This window comes from Paenibacillus chondroitinus NBRC 15376, assembly GCF_004000765.1.
GTDB classification, from domain to species: Bacteria; Bacillota; Bacilli; order Paenibacillales; family NBRC-103111; genus Paenibacillus_E; species Paenibacillus_E chondroitinus.
Genome location: NZ_BILW01000002.1, coordinates 425484 through 442804, shown reverse-complemented (window position 1 = coordinate 442804; position 17321 = coordinate 425484). Strand labels below are relative to the sequence as shown.

At 47.7% G+C, this 17321-nt stretch carries 7 protein-coding genes; all 7 read left to right on the top strand.

What is annotated here, in order from left to right:
- Positions 1-89: 89 nt before the first annotated feature.
- Positions 90-4430 carry a family 16 glycoside hydrolase gene (locus PCH02S_RS04390; RefSeq protein WP_127450422.1) on the top strand — a complete coding sequence of 1447 codons (4341 nt, stop codon included), beginning with the start codon at positions 90-92 and terminating at the stop codon, positions 4428-4430.
- A gap of 210 nt (positions 4431-4640) precedes the next feature.
- The gene (locus PCH02S_RS04385; protein ID WP_127450420.1) at positions 4641-10319 is read left to right on the top strand and encodes a family 43 glycosylhydrolase; all 5679 of its coding nucleotides are present in this window, start codon (positions 4641-4643) and stop codon (positions 10317-10319) included.
- Between the two features lie 504 nt (positions 10320-10823).
- Complete coding sequence (locus PCH02S_RS04380) at positions 10824-11855, top strand: ABC transporter substrate-binding protein (protein ID WP_218033141.1); 1032 nt, start codon at positions 10824-10826, stop codon at positions 11853-11855.
- Positions 11856-11939: 84 nt separating this feature from the next.
- Positions 11940-13475, top strand: a complete 1536-nt coding sequence (locus tag PCH02S_RS04375) for a sugar ABC transporter ATP-binding protein (RefSeq protein ID WP_127450418.1) — start codon at positions 11940-11942, stop codon at positions 13473-13475.
- Positions 13447-14487: an ABC transporter permease gene (locus PCH02S_RS04370; protein WP_246068941.1), complete on the top strand. Its 1041-nt coding sequence runs from the start codon at positions 13447-13449 to the stop codon at positions 14485-14487. Before PCH02S_RS04375 ends, PCH02S_RS04370 begins: the two co-directional genes overlap by 29 nt.
- Complete coding sequence (gene yjfF / locus PCH02S_RS04365) at positions 14471-15499, top strand: galactofuranose ABC transporter, permease protein YjfF (protein ID WP_127450416.1); 1029 nt, start codon at positions 14471-14473, stop codon at positions 15497-15499. The genes PCH02S_RS04370 and yjfF overlap by 17 nt, the downstream gene beginning before the upstream one ends.
- A 37-nt stretch (positions 15500-15536) precedes the next feature.
- Positions 15537-17321 carry a sensor histidine kinase gene (locus PCH02S_RS04360; RefSeq protein ID WP_127450414.1) on the top strand — a complete coding sequence of 595 codons (1785 nt, stop codon included), beginning with the start codon at positions 15537-15539 and terminating at the stop codon, positions 17319-17321.

The following is a 17321-nucleotide window of genomic DNA, read 5'->3' as shown; positions in this document are numbered from 1 at the left end:
AGCTTGACGGCTGACGGCTTACATAACAACGTGGCTGTGTCTAATTACAAGGGGTAAGGTTTGATTTATTTTAGGAAAAGAGGTGTCCTGTGTTAAAAGGAAAAACGGTAATCGTCCAATTGCTTATTTTTGCTTTATATTTGACCATGTTATCTCCCTATCCGGTGCAGGCGGCGGAAGTGGAAAAAATACCTGGCTATTTTGCGGAACATTTCGATAAAATGAAGATAAACGATACATGGAATGCCATTGAGGGCCCATGGACCATTGATGCTGGCAAGCTGTCGGTAGCGAAAGGCCTAGGCTATAAGGCGATCTCCAACAAGGATGACATGAGTGACTTTACGATAGAGTCAGACATTCGTGTGGCTGATCGTAACGGAGACGCCGGCCTTTTATTCCGAACCGTGAGCGCAACACCAGGCGCTGATAATGTGCGTGGTTATTATGCTGGGCTTAGCGCGACCGGAACAGGAGCGGTCATGCTGGGCCGCATGAGCAACAATTGGACGGAATTGAAGCGTTCCAATGTAACCATCAATCCGAATACGGATTATCGTTTGAAAGTTTCTGCAGTAGGCAGCCAAATCAACGTTTATGTCAATGATGTGTTAGTTTTGCAGCAAACTGACAGCACGTACACACAAGGTAGTGTTGGCGTTAGAATGTACAATTCAACGCCATCGTACGACAATATTGTAGTGAAATCCGTGGGAGGCGATACGTTGTTATCGGATAACTTCGATACGCCGGCAGAACAAACGATTGAACATTGGAATGTGGTGGATGGAAGCTGGAAGTTGCAATCCGGAGCCATTACGGTCAATAAAGGTGACGGTTACAAAATGCTGGCTCAGGACGCTGAATTCCAGGATATGACGCTGGAAAGCGATATTAAACTGCCGAGCGATACAGGTACGGGAGATGCAGGACTGCTCTTCAAGACACAAAGCGCAACACCCGGGGCCGATAATGTGAAGGGCTACTACGCCGGGTTAAGCGGCGATGGCAAGGTTACACTTGGCCGCATGAACAATAACTGGACACCGCTGAAGCAAGTTAAAGTGTTCGACACGATCGACTCGAATCGTTACTATCACATGAAGGTCGTCACGTATCAAAATGATATTAAAGTGTACGTCAACGATTCGCAAAAGCCCGTTCTCACCTTCACAGACGACAGCCCGCAGAAATATACAAAAGGCGGAATCGGTTTACGAAGTTACCGTGCGCAGGCGAGCTACGATAATGTCATCGCAAGCGAATATGTGGTGCCGGACAAGGAGTTCACCTCCCCTGTAGCGAACAAGGATCCGCTGGTGCAAACGCCTTTTATCCCGCTGCCGCTTGGTTCGGTTGAAGCCAAAGGCTGGCTGCTGAAGCAGCTTGAACTTCAGCGCGACGGGGCTACCGGATATGCTGAGGATTTATACGGAGAACTAAGTACGAACGCTGCATGGCTTGGCGGCACAGCACCGGACTCGGATTGGGAGCGTCCAGTTTACTATTTGAAGGGGTTAGTGCCTCTAGCTTACACGCTGAAAGATCCGAACTTAATTGCCAAATCCCAGAAATGGATTGAAGCCATCTTGGCGAGCCAGCAGGCGGACGGTTCCTTTGGTCCCAAAAGCAGCGATGATTGGTGGCCACGTATGGTCGCGCTTTATGTCATGAAGGATTACTATGAAGCTACGAATGATGCTCGTGTGCTTACGTTCATGACGAACTATTTCCACTACCAAGCCGCTCAATTACCGGCTAGACCACTCAGAGACTGGGGCAAAGTGCGTGTAGGCGATAATATCGATACGGTACTTTGGTTGTACAACCGGACGGATGACGCTTTCTTATTGCAGTTGGCCGATACACTGGCCGGACAAGGGTATCCGATTACGGATACGTTTACGAACGATGGTTTCCAAAATTTTGGGAACGATTTCCAACCGACTCATTCCGTTAACGTGAATGAAGCGATTAAAATGCCGGCTATTTATTATCAAAGATCACATGACAATGTGGATCGTGATGCGTTCCAAGCAGGCGTTGAGAATTTGACCAAACATACACAAATTACGGGAATGCCATCCGGTACAGAGATGCTGGCGGGTATTGCGTCTACGCAGGGTGTAGAGCTCTGTGCGATTACCGAGCGGATGCAAAGTAATGAAGAGGCAGCCATGATTCTGGGGGATCCTCACATTGGTGATGCGCTTGAGAAAATTGCCTTCAATTCATTGCCAGGAGCGATGGATAAGGACTTGAAGCTACATCAGTATTACTCATTGCCGAATCAGGTTGAGAGCAATATTGCCGATCATGGCTTCAAACAAAACTATGATAACGGGATGATGCCTTCCCCGACTTCCGGTTTCCCTTGCTGCCGTTTTAATATGCACATGGGTTGGCCGTATTTTGTGAAAAATATGTGGGCAGCTACGAATGACGGTGGACTTGGCGTTATTGCTTACGGGCCAAGCCGCGTTTCGACCAAGATTAAGAATGCCAATGTAACGGTAGAAGAAACTACGAACTATCCGTTTGAAGATCAAATCGGGTTTGAAGTGAACACGTCACAATCCGTAAGTTTTCCACTCAAGCTAAGAATTCCGGCATGGGCGGATCAACCGACGGTTACGGTGAACGGCCAAGCTCAGCCTGTTGTGAAAGCGGGAGAATACCTGACGATTGACAGAACATGGGCGACAGGTGATCGTGTTGTTTTGACAGTGCCGATGAAGTTGAAAACATCGACGTGGGTTAACAACTCCGTCGGGATCGAACGTGGTCCACTCGTGTTCTCTCTTCAAGTGGAAGAAGATTGGCAAGTCCAATCGAATCCGATTGCTGCAGTGCCAGGATTTAATAGCACAGCGCTTGGGTTCAGCCAGTTCCGCGTGCTTTCCAAAACACCGTGGAACTACGGGTTATTGATTGACCGTGAACATCCGGAAGAATCCATTGAGGTTGTGCAGGGGCCAATGCCTGAGAATCCTTTCATCCAGGCGACAAGTCCAGTCAAGCTGATTGCCAAAGCGAAGAAAATTCCTGCATGGGGCAAATCGGCCAACAATGTAGAAGCCTCCGAGCCGCCAATCGGGCCGCTGCTTTCGACAGAGCCGACGGAGAACATTACGCTGGTTCCATATGGGGCGGAGAACCTGCGGGTCAGTTACTTCCCGGAGGTGACCGAGAATCCGGACGCCGTCGCTTCCATTAAATATGAGGCTGAACAAGCCGAGTTGTTCAAAGCAAAAGTGAATACAAACAACAATTATGCATCCGGTAAAAGCTATGTAGGTGAAATTGACTACGCGGATAGCTATGTGAAGTTTGGCGATATTCAGGCCGCAGCAGCCGGTACGTATACGGTTGATGTCTGGTTTGCCAATGGCAGTGATTTTACAGCTGCGACAGGTAAAATGCTCGTGAACGGCAAGGAACAGTCGTTCAAGCTCCAGGGTACTCAAAACTGGGGCAGGTTTATGGCGATCCCTGTGAAAGTCGAGCTGAACGAGGGCTCCAATACGATCACGTTCATGAAAGGCACCGGTTTCTATGAGTTGGATTATATTGTCGTTAGACCGCTGCAAGCCGCTGTAACCGAACCATCTACGCCAGCTTCTGCAACCTTGACGGGACCTGCCGAAGTTCAGGCGAGTGATCCGTTTGACGTTGAATTAGGATTCACAAGTGTTACTGAGCGTGTGTATGCCGAGGATTTGAACATTAGCTACGACCCTAATCTAGTGGAATATGTAGGTGTAGATGAGCTGAAGGAAGGGTTTAAGGTTGTAGATCAATTACAAACTCCTGGTAAGGTACGTATCATTATGGTCAATTTGGGAGCAGGTAATATCAATGATCACTTGCTGAAACTGAAGTGGAAAGCCAAATCCATTGCCCAACCGAGCAGCACGAACATCACGTTAACGAAAGCGGTTATAGCTGATGCCAACGGCGTAGAAACACAACTCGACAGTGTTACGCACAGCTTGCAAATTGCTACGGTTGTTGACAAAGCAGCCCTGAACAATTTGATTGCTCAGGCACAAGATAAGCATCAAACCGCAACAGAAGGTTCAAGTCCAGGAAACTATCCTGCTGGCTCGAAGGCTGCTCTCTGGTCTGCGATTAGTCAAGCCAAAGCCGTCGCTGATAATACGGCATCGACACAAATTGAAGTCGAGCAAGCGATCGTGGCATTGCGTGAAGCTTTGAACAGCTTCTTGAATTCAGTCCTAACGGCCAGCCCCGGAGATACGAATGGAGACGGCAAATATTCCATTGCGGATCTAGGCATATTAGCCGCCGCCTACGGGAAGTCTTCCAAGGATGCGGACTGGGAGAAGTACAAACAATTTGATTTATTTAACGATGATCAAATTGACATTAAAGATTTAGCGATCATGGCGCAAAAAATTCTGCAATAGGCGTAACAGGGGACGTTCCGGACGGATCACGAGGTGGATCTGTGCGGAGCGTCTTTCTTTTAAAAGGATGGATGGCTTCCTCTGAATTCGATTCTTGTCTGAAAAGTATAAAGGAAAACCAAATAATCTAAATACAAAAAGTGCTTTATCCTTCATGATAAAGATAACCACAGCATGGTTACATAGGTGATTTAAGGGGGAGGATTTCGTTTGAACAGAGTATTTGCTTTTCAACACAAACAGATTCGACAAGTATGGGCGTATATGCTGCTCTTATGCATGGCAGTCACGTATTTGCCGGTTGCCTCGGTTTCGGCGGCAACAGGGGATCCATTGCCTGTATTTCGAGAGGATTTCAGCGATGGCAATGCAGATGGCTGGACAACCTATGGGTCGGCGGATGCCGGGAACAGAGGGAGTTGGACGGTTAATGCGGCCAAGCAGTATAAATCGACTGGCGCACCTGGCCTAAAGACAGTGTATGAAAGCACAAATTTTAAAGATCTGGTCTATGAAGCGGACCTTCAAGTTGCCGGGATCAATGATGATCAATCGGGGCTTTTGTTCCGGGTCACAACGCCAACAGGTAACGTGCCGGATGGTTACAATGGTTACTTCGCTGCTTTGCGTGTGGACAAGACCATTATGCTTTCCAGGGTAACCGGAGCGGGTGGCAATGAATATAAGGAACTGCAAAGAGTACCGTATCCTTATGCGAGCGGTCATATGAAAGTAGTCGCGGTAGGCAATCACATTCAAATCTTCGTTGAGGATATGAATACCCCTAAGATTGACTTTATCGATAACGACGGCAAGCAGATTACATCCTCCGGTTCGATTGGCCTTCGAACATGGTGGGGTGGGGGGACCTTCGATAATCTAGAAGCCAAAGAGTATAGCGCTGCAGCGACGTTTGCGCCTGACTTCAGCGTAACGTCCGGGGTTTACGACAGTGCGCAGCACGTTGCCATTACCTCGGCGACAGATGGGGCGACGATTCGGTACACGCTTGACGGCACGCTGCCGAATGCGACTTCTCCGATTTACACATCACCGATTGGGATAACATCGGATACGATCCTTAAAGCCTATGCGGAAAAAGCTGGCGAAATGGTCTCGGATGTGGTGACAGCCTCGTATATCATCGCTCAGAGCGAGCAAGTCTTCGCGGATGATTTCAGCGATGGCGTTGCGGACGGCTGGACGAATTATATGGGTGCGGCAGCTGGTACGCCGACGTCCTGGTCAGTAACGCAAGGCGTTTACAGCTATATGGCTGTGAATCCAAGAGGGGCAAAGTCGGTCGTGGATGCGGTTTATCAAAATTTTGTGTTTGAAGTGGATGTGAATCCGCAGGACGCGATCGTGAACAATAGCGGAGTTATTTTCCGGGCGACGGGACCGGCTGACGGCGTAGATAAGGTTAATGCGTACTACGCAGGTATGAACGCTGCCGGAAAGCTTGAAGTCGGCAAAATGAGCACAGCAGGCGCATCCGGCACCTGGACGGAAATCGCGTCAACGGTTGTGAGCGGTGTCAACCCGAATGCCTACAATCATCTGAAAGTGATTGGTGTTGGGACGCATTTTTACATCTATGTGAATGATAAGCTTGCATTTGATTTTACAGACGCAACGTACGCATCAGGTACTGTTGGGCTGAGAGCTTGGAACGATGATAAAGCGGTTACCTACGACAATGTTTCGCTGCAGCGTTTGACGGCGGTTGTGCTGCCAGTTGCAGCGCCGGTCATTAGTCCAGCATCGGGTACGTTCCCTAATACGCAAATCGTCACATTGACGAGCTCGACAGCAGATGCCGTTATCCACTTCACTTTAGACGGCAGTTTCCCTACAGCTGCATCGCCTGTTTACAGTGGTCCTATCACTTTGACGGCAACTACGACGGTGAAAGCTTACGCGACCAAAACCGGCATGCTCGATTCAGCGGTGCAAAGCGCTACGTTTACTTTAGTCAGCCGTACGTTCTCGGATGATTTCAACGACGACAATGCGAACGGCTGGAAGACGTACCAAGGCACATGGAATGTATCCGGCAAAGCCTATCAAATAACGGATAAAGGTCCTGGCTACAAATCCGTCGCAGATGGCACTTCGTTCAGCAATTTTGAATACGAAGCGGATATCACAATGAAAGACGGCGTAAATAACGATAATGCCGGTTTAATCTTCCGTGTTACGGATCCTAGCAATGGCGGAGATAATTTGAAAGGTTATTATGCAGGAATCACTTCGAATGGCCGTGTTCAATTGGGCAAATTCAACAACAACTGGAAAGAACTTGCCTCCATTTTATATCCGATCCAGCAAAATAGAGCCTATCATATGAAGGTGACGGCAGCAGGCAGCCATATCGATATTTATATCGATGGTGAGCATATCGTAAGTGCGGTAGATACCTCCTATACGACGGGAGCAATCGGTGTCAGAGCGCACTATGTTGCGACCAGCTATGACAATCTATTTGTCAAAGACTTGGGCGAGGTTCAAATGCCGACTTATGACTGGTCTTGGGTAAAAGGCGCAGTTTTCGTGCCAACGAATGTGGTGAACCAGATTCAACAATGGGATGAGTATGATCATGACATCAACGATCGTGAATTAGGTTATGCGCAAATGTATGGCATCAATTTTGTAAGGGTGTTCGTACATAACTTGCTGTGGAAAGATAACAGCGCCAAGCTGCTTGCCAATCTCGAAGACTTCCTGGCACTTGCCGACAAACACGGCATCAAGGTCGAGCTTGCCTTGTTTGATGATTGTTGGGATGACTATCCGGTCATGGGGCCTCAGTTGCCACCTAGATACGGTGCGCATAACAGCCGTTGGGTAGAAGGCCCGGGCGATGCGGTGAAAGCGAACTATGAGGCTAACAAGCAAGACTTGAAGGAGTACGTACAAGGCATCGTAACAGCGCATAAAAACGATCCTAGAATTGCCTTCTGGAACATTTATAATGAACCAAGCAATGGCGAAACCGGTCTTATGGATCAAATCACGAAGCAAATTATGAACGATGCACGAATTTGGATCAAAGAAATCGATACCGTGCACCCGGTTTCTTCAACAGCCGGCCAATTTAGCGGTGAAGCTACTTCGGACTTCATTACTTGGCATCCCTATGAGGCGGACTATCCGACTCCTTACGGGGTCAGCAAGGGAATTCTTGCGGATGAAGCCATGAACCGATCGACACAAACCGTTCCGGGCATCGTGGAACACTATGGGAATAAAGGCATTGGCTACGTCATGTGGGAGTTCGGAATTGGCCGGGATAACACACGTTTCCCTTGGGGATCCGACACGAATCCGATGACTTCGGAGCCGACGATGCCTTTCCATGGAATCGCGTATCCGGATGGACATCCTTGGGATGTCAATGATATTAAAGCGTTGACAGGTGCTGCTTTCGATACGCTGCCCCTTTTCAACGTGAACTATTACAAAGATGATCAATTCACATCGTTGGCCAAATCTTCCATCACGCCAAAAATTGATTTTGACCTTGGAGATGAGAAGGGGACAGGAGCTTCCGATCCAAGCGTCGGCATTGGCGAAGACCATTTTTCAACACGATGGATGGGGACGGTGCAGCCTGCGAATACAGGAACGCATACGATCTACGTTGATAGCGACAACATCGCTAGAGTGTGGATTGGCGAGACACTGGTCGTTAATAAAACAAGCGGTACAAGAGAAGAAAAAACCGGGACAATTACCTTAACAGCCGGCCAACAGTACCCGATTAAAGTCGAGTATGTGCACGCAACGGGCGACGCAAGCTTACATGTGAAATGGTCGCACGCGAATTTGATTAAACAAGCCTTAACACCTGTATACTCAGGCAAAAGTGTGCAGTCTGTTACTTTGGATGGGGCAACATTGACTGTAAAAGTGGACGAGACGAAAAAACTGACCGCTACGATTGCGCCTGAAGACGCTTCTAGCCAGCAGTTGACGTGGAGCTCCAGCCAAACAGGTACGGTGAGAGTTGACAACAACGGATACGTGAAAGGGATAAACAAAGGAACAGCGACCATTACGGTTACGGCAGCGGGAGGCATTAGCGCTTCAGCCGTGGTGACGGTTACGGATAGCGGCATGTTCAAAAACCCGATCGTACCTGTCTCCAGCGGTGCGGGTTCGGCGGATCCGAGCGTTGTATTTAAGGATGGCTACTATTATTATGTCAAATCGGAGAATGACGGTTCGATTCAGGTGGCGAAAACCAAACGCCTGCAAGATATTGGAATCGCGCCTCGCGTAACGGTCTATACACCGCCTGCCGGACAAATGTATTCGAAGGAACTATGGGCGCCTGAACTTCAGTATTTGAGTGGGAAATGGTACATCTATTTCGCAGCGGATGATGGGAACAATAATAATCACCGAATGTACGTGATTGAAGGCGATTCGCAAGACGCGCAAGGGACTTATACGATGAAAGGAAAGATTGCAGATGCCACAGACAAATGGGCTATTGACGGCACGGTCCTAACGAAAAGCGACAACTCCATGTATTTCGTATGGTCTGGTTGGGAAGGCGACACCAATGTTAGTCAAAATTTATATATCGCTCCAATGAGCAATCCTTGGACAATTAGCGGACCTAGAGTTCGGGTGTCTACGCCTGATCAAGCTTGGGAGCTGATAGGCACACCGCCTAGCATTAATGAAGCTCCGGAAGTTTTGATGAAAGATGATAAAATTTTTATCGTCTATTCAGCAAGCGGCAGTTGGACGGATGATTATACGTTAGGCATGTTGACGAATACGGATGGCGATGTGCTGAATCCTGCTTCTTGGACGAAGTCGGGTCCTGTATTCAGCAAAACTCCGGGTGCCTTCGGTCCGGGACATAACAGTTTCACCAAGTCCCCGGATGGTACGGAGGATTGGATCGTGTACCACGCTGATCTGAAATCTGGTGGAAGCTGGGGTAATCGTAGCGTACGTGCACAAAAATTCACTTGGAACCAAGATGGCACGCCAAATTTTGGCACACCGGTGGCATATGGCGCATTGGTTCAAGAACCATCCGGCACGCCGTCTGTCTCCCTGTACAGCTACGAGGCAGAGGACGCTGTTCTTGGCGGAAATGCAAGAGTCAACAGCTCGGACGACGCTTCCGGGGGCAAAGTGGTCGGTTATGTAGACACGGCTGGCAGCGACTATATCTTATTTAACGTCAACGTAGAAGACGCGGGTACGTACACCATGACGGTTATGGCTTCTAACGGAACGGGTGGCACGGTCATTTCCCAGCACGATGTTTCTGTCAACAATGGCGCTAATCAAGTGATTGATTACAAACAATTCGGCTGGGGACGTTACAATCCGTCTTCCATAACGGTAACGTTGAATCAAGGATTGAACACGATTAAGTTGACTAAAAAAACGAACTTTGCTGAGGTTGACAGGCTTATTCTTGAGCTTAAGGAAGCAGCAAATCCAACGGGGAACAGAGCAGCTCTCTTGGCAGCGATCGCTTCGGCCCAAACGAAGCGTGATCAAGCCGTTGAAGCTGATCAAGATGGCTTCTATGCGGCAGGCGCCAAAGCGGCCTTACAAGCAGCCATTGATCAAGCTGCGCTTGTTGCAGGCAATAGCGCTTCAACAGAGGAGCAGCTAAGTGCGGCCATTAACATGCTGGCAGAGGCGATTACGGCCTTTGAAGCGAAGAAAATCAATGCCGACCTTAATTCGGGAGGCTTTAGCGTGGGTGATTTAGCGATCGTTGCGGCAGCATATGGGAAGAAGCTGGGCGATGCGGATTGGGACACGATAGGGAAGAAAGCAGACGTCAACATGGATAACAAAGTCGATATCGCAGATCTTGTCATTGTTGCGAGAGCGATCATGCAATAAACAAAGGTCCGGCCATTCATTTGGCCGGTTTTTTTGTATTGGGCGGCGGGAGGTGGGTGCTGGGCAGCGTGCTGGGGAACTGTGGTCCACTATTTGGGCTACATTCAGCCAGTTGATGAGGTAGTGGGAACTACGGTCCGCTATTTCGCCATTATTGGTTGAAGTGCTGGTTCTATGGAGCAGAAAGAGCCCTGTAGATCCCCTCCAGCGCTAAATCCGCCTATTCTAGCCGGAATAACGCCCTGTAGTTCCGTTTGTCAGGTGGAGGGAGGCCGGGCAAAGCGCTGAGGAACTGTGGTCCGCTCGGTGCGGCGTTCCGGTGCTGCCCGTCACTCCCCCTGTTCAATCCGCCAGCTTCGGCTGCTGCCTCGCAGTCTAATCCTTTCTCGCGATTTTTATCCGGTATGACGGAATAAAGCAAAAAATGACTTTTACGTGTAAAGACCTTTACCTGGTTAAATATTACACTAAGGTTGTAAATAATTATTTCGAGGAGGAACACAAATGGTACAAAGAAAAAGAGTCATGGGGGCACTTGTAACAGCAACGGTATTCATGTCATTGGTCGCAGGCTGCGGGGCTAAAACAACAGAAACGACATCCGCTACAACAGCGCCTCAAGCTACGAAGGCGGCAGAGGCAGCTAAAGCAGGAGATGGCAAAGTTGTCGTTGGTTTCTCCCAAATCGGAGCGGAGAGCGGCTGGCGCGGTGCGGAAACGCAATCCATTCAAGATACAGCCAAAGCTGATCCAACAATCGATTTGAAGTTCTCGGATGCGCAGCAAAAACAAGAAAACCAAATTAAAGCCATTCGCTCTTTTATCGCCCAAAAGGTTGATGTCATCGCTATGGCCCCTGTTGTAGAAACAGGCTGGGAAGCCGTTTTGAAAGAAGCGAAGGATGCGAAAATTCCGGTTATCCTCGTTGACCGTGGCATCGACAAAAAGAACGAAGATCTATACACAAGCTTTATCGGATCTGACTTTATCGTAGAAGGCCAAAACGCGGCCAAAGCAATGGCTGAGCACCTTGGAGACAAAGGGAATATCGTTGAACTGGAAGGAACTGTTGGTGCGAGTGCAGCAACCGACCGCAAAAAAGGCTTTGACGATGAAATAAAAAAACATCCGAACATTAAAATCGTAAAATCCCAAAGCGGCGATTTCAACCGTGCAACTGGTAAACAAGTGATGGAAGCGATCTTGAAATCCCCGGAAGGTAAAGATATTCAAGGCGTGTACGCTCATAACGACGACATGGCGCTAGGTGCGATTCAAGCGATTGAAGAAGCTGGCAAAAAACCAGGTTCAGACGTGAAAATCGTTTCCATTGACGGTATTAAAGAAGCTTTCGAAGCTGTTAAAGCCGGCAAGCTGAATACGGTTGTTGAGTGTAACCCGCTTCTCGGACCTCAATTGTTCCAAGCGGCAAAAGATTTGAAAGCCGGAAAACAGCTTCCGAAATGGATTAAATCCAACGAAGATGTGTTCACAGGCCAAAAAGCTATCGACGCTCTGCCAAACCGTAAGTACTAAGATAAATAGAGAATTAAACGAAATCAAGAGTCAATCGGAGCTCTTGATTTCGTTCATCCAAGATGAATAAAGGAGTGGAGAGGAATGCAGCAGCAACCCGTATTAACGATGACTGGCGTTAGTAAGTTTTTCCCTGGTGTCAAAGCTTTAACGAATGTGGATTTTCAGCTTAAAAGAGGAGAAATTCATGCTTTGATGGGACAGAATGGCGCAGGGAAATCCACCTTGATTAAAGTTTTGACAGGTGTGCATGAGATGGATCAAGGCATCGTTACCTTGAACGGTCAACAAGTGCACATCAAGTCTCCAAAGGATGCGCAGGCTTTAGGCATCAGCACGGTTTACCAAGAAGTGAATTTGTGTCCGAATTTATCCGTTGCAGAGAATTTGTTCATCGGCCGCCAACCCCGTAAGCGCGGAGGAAGCATCGATTGGCACGCTTTGAACCATAAGGCGGAGGAACTGCTGGAGCGATTGAGCATTCAGCTCGACGTAACGAAGCCGCTCTCCGAGTTCTCCGTAGCGATTCAGCAGATGGTGGCGATCGCGCGAGCGGTCGATATTTCTTCCGGTCTGCTTATTCTGGATGAACCGACGTCCAGTCTGGATCAGCAAGAGGTTAAGGAACTCTTCCGAATTATGAGGAAGCTGAAAGACGAGGGGATGGCAATCGTCTTCGTTACGCACTTCATGGATCAAGTGTATGAGGTATCCGATCGCATTACGGTGCTGAGAAACGGTGAGCTGGTAGGCGAGTATTTAACCGAGGAACTGCCGAGAATCAACCTGATCTCCAAGATGATCGGCCGTGAATGGACGGATGAAGAACAGCAAAGCAAGATTGTCGGAATGAAAAAAGGCGAGGTGTGGGTGTCAGCCAAACAATTAGGACGTCGAGGTTCCATGGAGCCATTCGATATAACGGTTCGCAAAGGAGAGGTTTTAGGGCTTGCAGGTTTGCTCGGTTCAGGGCGCACGGAAATCGCAAAGTTGATTTTTGGCATCGATAAGGCGGATGAAGGTGCCATGACGATTGATAATGAGAAGATTCGCACCATGTTTCCTAAGAAAGCGATCGAATACGGTCTGGCGTTTTGTCCGGAAGAACGTAAGGTTGAAGGCATTATCGGGGAATTGACGGTTCGGGAAAATATTGTGCTCGCACTGCAAGCCAAACGCGGTATCTTGCATAATTTATCGCTTCGGAAGCAGCAAGAAATCGCAGAGTATTATATGAAGCTGCTTAGCATCAAGGCTTCCAGCATGGAGCAAAGGATTGATCAGCTTAGCGGAGGGAATCAGCAGAAGGCGATATTGGCGAGATGGTTAGCGACAGAACCGAAGCTCCTGATCTTGGATGAGCCGACTCGCGGTATTGACGTAGGTTCCAAAGCGGAAATTCGCAAACTAATTTTATCGCTTGCAGCGGAGGGAATGACCATTTTGATGATCACATCCGAATGGGAAGAGATGGTTGGCTGCTGTGACCGCATTCTGGTATTGCGCGATCGCCAGATCATTGGCGAGTTGAACGGGAACGAAATCGGTGAACAACGAATTATGCAGATGATTGCAGAGGGAGGGTATGAAAATGACGCCGCTAAAGAGCATGTTTCATAATGTGATTCGCTCCAAATTGTTTTGGCCCTCACTAGGGATCGCGGTAATTTTGCTATTTAATGCCCTGTTTACTCCTGGATTTTTCAATATTCGGATACAAGACGGGCATTTATTTGGAAGTTTAATTGATATTTTTAACAGAGGAACACCGATTCTTATCATTGCGCTGGGCATGACGCTGGTTATTGCCAAAGAAGGGATTGATATCTCGGTAGGTTCCGTGCTGGCGATTGCCGCTTCCTTGGCCGCATTTTTGCTTCAGAAACATGTTCCATTCGCTTTAGCCTTATTGGCAGGCTTGGGAATCGGCGTACTGTGCGGGTACTGGAACGGGCTGCTCGTAGCGAAGTTGAAAATCCAGCCGATGATCGCCACACTGATTTTGTTAACCGTAGGTCGAGGCATAGCACAGCTAATCTCCGGCGGGAAAATCATTACGATCTCCGATAAAGCATACCGCTTTGTAGGAGGAGGTTATTTGCTCGGGTTGCCTTTTGCCGTCATTCTGGCTGTCGTTGTTTTTGTTGTTTTACATGTCATTACACGGAAAACGGCCTTTGGGTTGTTCTTGGAATCCGTTGGCTCCAACCGCGTTTCCAGTGAATTTGCCGGCATCAATTCTACACGCATTATGATATCTGTCTATGTGATTTGCGGCTTTTGCGCAGCTCTTGCCGGCATTATTGTCAGCTCCAATATTACAGGCGCAGACTCTAACAATGCCGGGTTATGGTTCGAGCTCGACGCGATCCTGGCCGTTGTTATCGGCGGCACCTCCATGCGAGGCGGACGTTTCTACTTAGGCGGCACGGTGTTAGGCGCTCTATTCATCCAAACCTTAACGACGACCATTTACACGTTAGGCGTGCCATCGGAGTCCGTTATGGTTGTCAAAGCCGTCGTTATTATCCTTGTCAGCTTAGTCCAATCTGACGTATTAAGAAGTATGTTCAGTCGTACGTTTAGCCGAAAAACGGGAAAGAAGGTGCTTGTTCATGAAAATGCCGCTTAAAATTACATCCTCCAACATCACCATTCTTGCCACGATTTTATTGTTCATTTCGCTATATGGAACAGGCTCCGCGATGTTTGACAGCTTTTTCTCCATGCAAGTATTTTTAAATTTGTTCGTGGATAACGCGTTTCTAATTATTGTGGCGACTGGCCTTGCTTTTGTCATTGTAACTGGCGGTATTGATCTTTCCGTTGCGTCGTTGATTGCTTTGGTCAGTGTGCTCTCCGCCGTTATGCTAAGAGCAGGCATTCATCCATTCGTTGTTATGCCAAGCGTGTTGCTGCTGGGCACTATATTTGGATTATTGCAAGGTTATCTGATTTGCCGCTTCCATATTCATCCGTGGATTGTTACGCTCGGCGGGATGTTTTTGGCACGTGGCACGTGCTTTTTGATCAGTCCCGAGAGTATTGTGATTGATAATCCCATTTACAGCGCCATTTCCAACTTCAGAATTCCTTTGCCAGGGGATGGGTCTATCTCCATCGGGGTTGTTGTCGCGTTAGTCACCGTCGCTGCAGCTGTTTATGTTTCAAGATATACGGCGTTTGGCCGAAATGTTTATGCAATTGGCGGGAATGAGAAGTCTGCGGAATTAATGGGGCTTCCGGTGTATGTAACCAAACTAGCGGTGTATACGCTTAGCGGATTTTGCTCGGCATTAAGCGGAATCGTATTTACATTCTACATGCTGTCCGGTTATGGCCTTCATTTAATGGGCGGCGAGATGGACGCAATTGCGGCTTGTGTTATTGGGGGCATCCTTTTAACAGGCGGATTTGGTTATTTCGTAGGTCCAATGCTTGGCGTTTTGAGCGCTGGCGTTATTCAAACGATGATTATGTTTCAAGGGTCTTTAAGCTCCTGGTGGACGAAAATCGTGATCGGTTTTCTCTTGTTTGCCTTCATCGCCCTGCAGCGGGCCATCGTATCAAGAAGGGAAAGAAAGCGGAATCCGCATAACCCGAAAAAAACGAAAAGTACCGTCCAAAACGTAGTTCAGTTGTGATATTATAAGAACCAGATCAATTAAGAGGAGGATCGCAGTGAGAGCATATCTTCGTTGGTGGCACGATCGCAGCATACGTTTTAAGCTAAACTGCATCTTTCTCTTAATTATTCTTATCTCTATTCTTACGCTCAGCTTTTGGGGCATTCGAACATACAGCAGTTACTCCGAGAATCAAGCGGACCAAAGTACGCTGCAAATGATTCATCAGGTAGAAAGCAATGTGGATTACTATATCGAACACCTGAAAGATGTTCAACATTACATAAGCCAGGATCCGGAAGTCGAGAAGTTTATGCAAATGAAGGGGCAAGAACCTTCTAAAGATGAAGTTGCACGAATTGATAAGACATTGACCATGTACACAGAGCGCAACAAAGAAATCATGGGTATTATGTTAGTGAATAAAAGCGGAGCATTTACATCGCATGATATGTTTCGCATTACACGCGATTCATTGGTCGAAGAAAGCTGGTTTCAGGATGCGCTGAAAGCACCTAATGATACGATGATCATTAGTAATCCAATAGGGCGTAACGTTTCTACGTCCCAAAATTACAGCTCCTACGATGTATTATCGCTCGTACACGCAGTGGTGGATCCCCAAACGGAAGAAGTGCTGGGGGTCGTTCTTATGGATTTAAGAATGGATATGATTAAATCCATCTTCGAAAATGTGAAGCTCGGCAAATCCGGATTCATGTACATCCTGGATCACAAAGGCAATATTGTGTATGCGCCAACCAACGATATTGTGTACCGCATTCAGAGCAAATGGCTGCCGGACGGTTCTCAAGGAAGTTTAACGCAGCAGATTAAAGGGCACGATTATCGCATTTTGTTCAATGATTCCGCAACGAATAAGTGGAGATTTATTGGGGTTATTCCAAATGACGATTACCAGAGAGTTATCACGGATATTCAGCTGTACACACTCATCGTTACCTTCATAACGATTGTTTTAGCGTCTTTGTTGTCCGCTTATTTTACCGGTACATTGATCCGTCCCATCCGCAAGCTGATGAGTTTGATGAGCCATGTGAAGAACGGCGAGCTCAATCAGCGTTTCGTCTCCGAAACCAAAGATGAGATCGGACAACTGGGCAACAGTTTTAATCATATGCTGGAAGAAATTAATAATCTAATTAATGTGGTTTATGCGGAGCAGAAAAAAAAGCGGGAAGCTGAGCTGCAAGTCCTTCAAGCCCAGATCAAACCGCATTTCCTATATAACACGCTGGATACCATCCAGTGGATGGCGCAAGAATATGAAGCCGACGATATTATTGAAGTGATCGGTGCACTAACAAATCTATTCCGAATTGGCTTGAATCGCGGAAACGAGTGGATTCCGGTACGGGATGAGGTGAAACACGCCGAGAGCTATATGATTATTCAAATGTCCCGCTATATGGATAAATTAGATTTTAAATTCGATATTCCGGAACATTTGTACAGCTATCAGGTTCTTAAACTGATTTTGCAGCCTTTAATTGAAAACGCGATTTATCATGGCATCAAGGCAAGAACAGGCAAGGGGAAGATCAGCATTTGCGCTGAGCTGGAGTCGGATCTGATTTGTTTTCGAATCACCGATGATGGAGCTGGGATTCCGCCGGAGAAGCTGGAGGAAATCAATCAAATTTTACGTGGGGAGAAAATGCGGGAAGATCAGTACGGAATCGGTTTATTCAATGTAAATGAGCGTATTCAGCTCACTTATGGTACCGCTTACGGAATTCAAATCTATAGTGCTCTTGGCAAAGGAACAACAGTCGAAATCAAGCATCCGATGGTGCAAGCAGTGAAAAAGACAGGATGA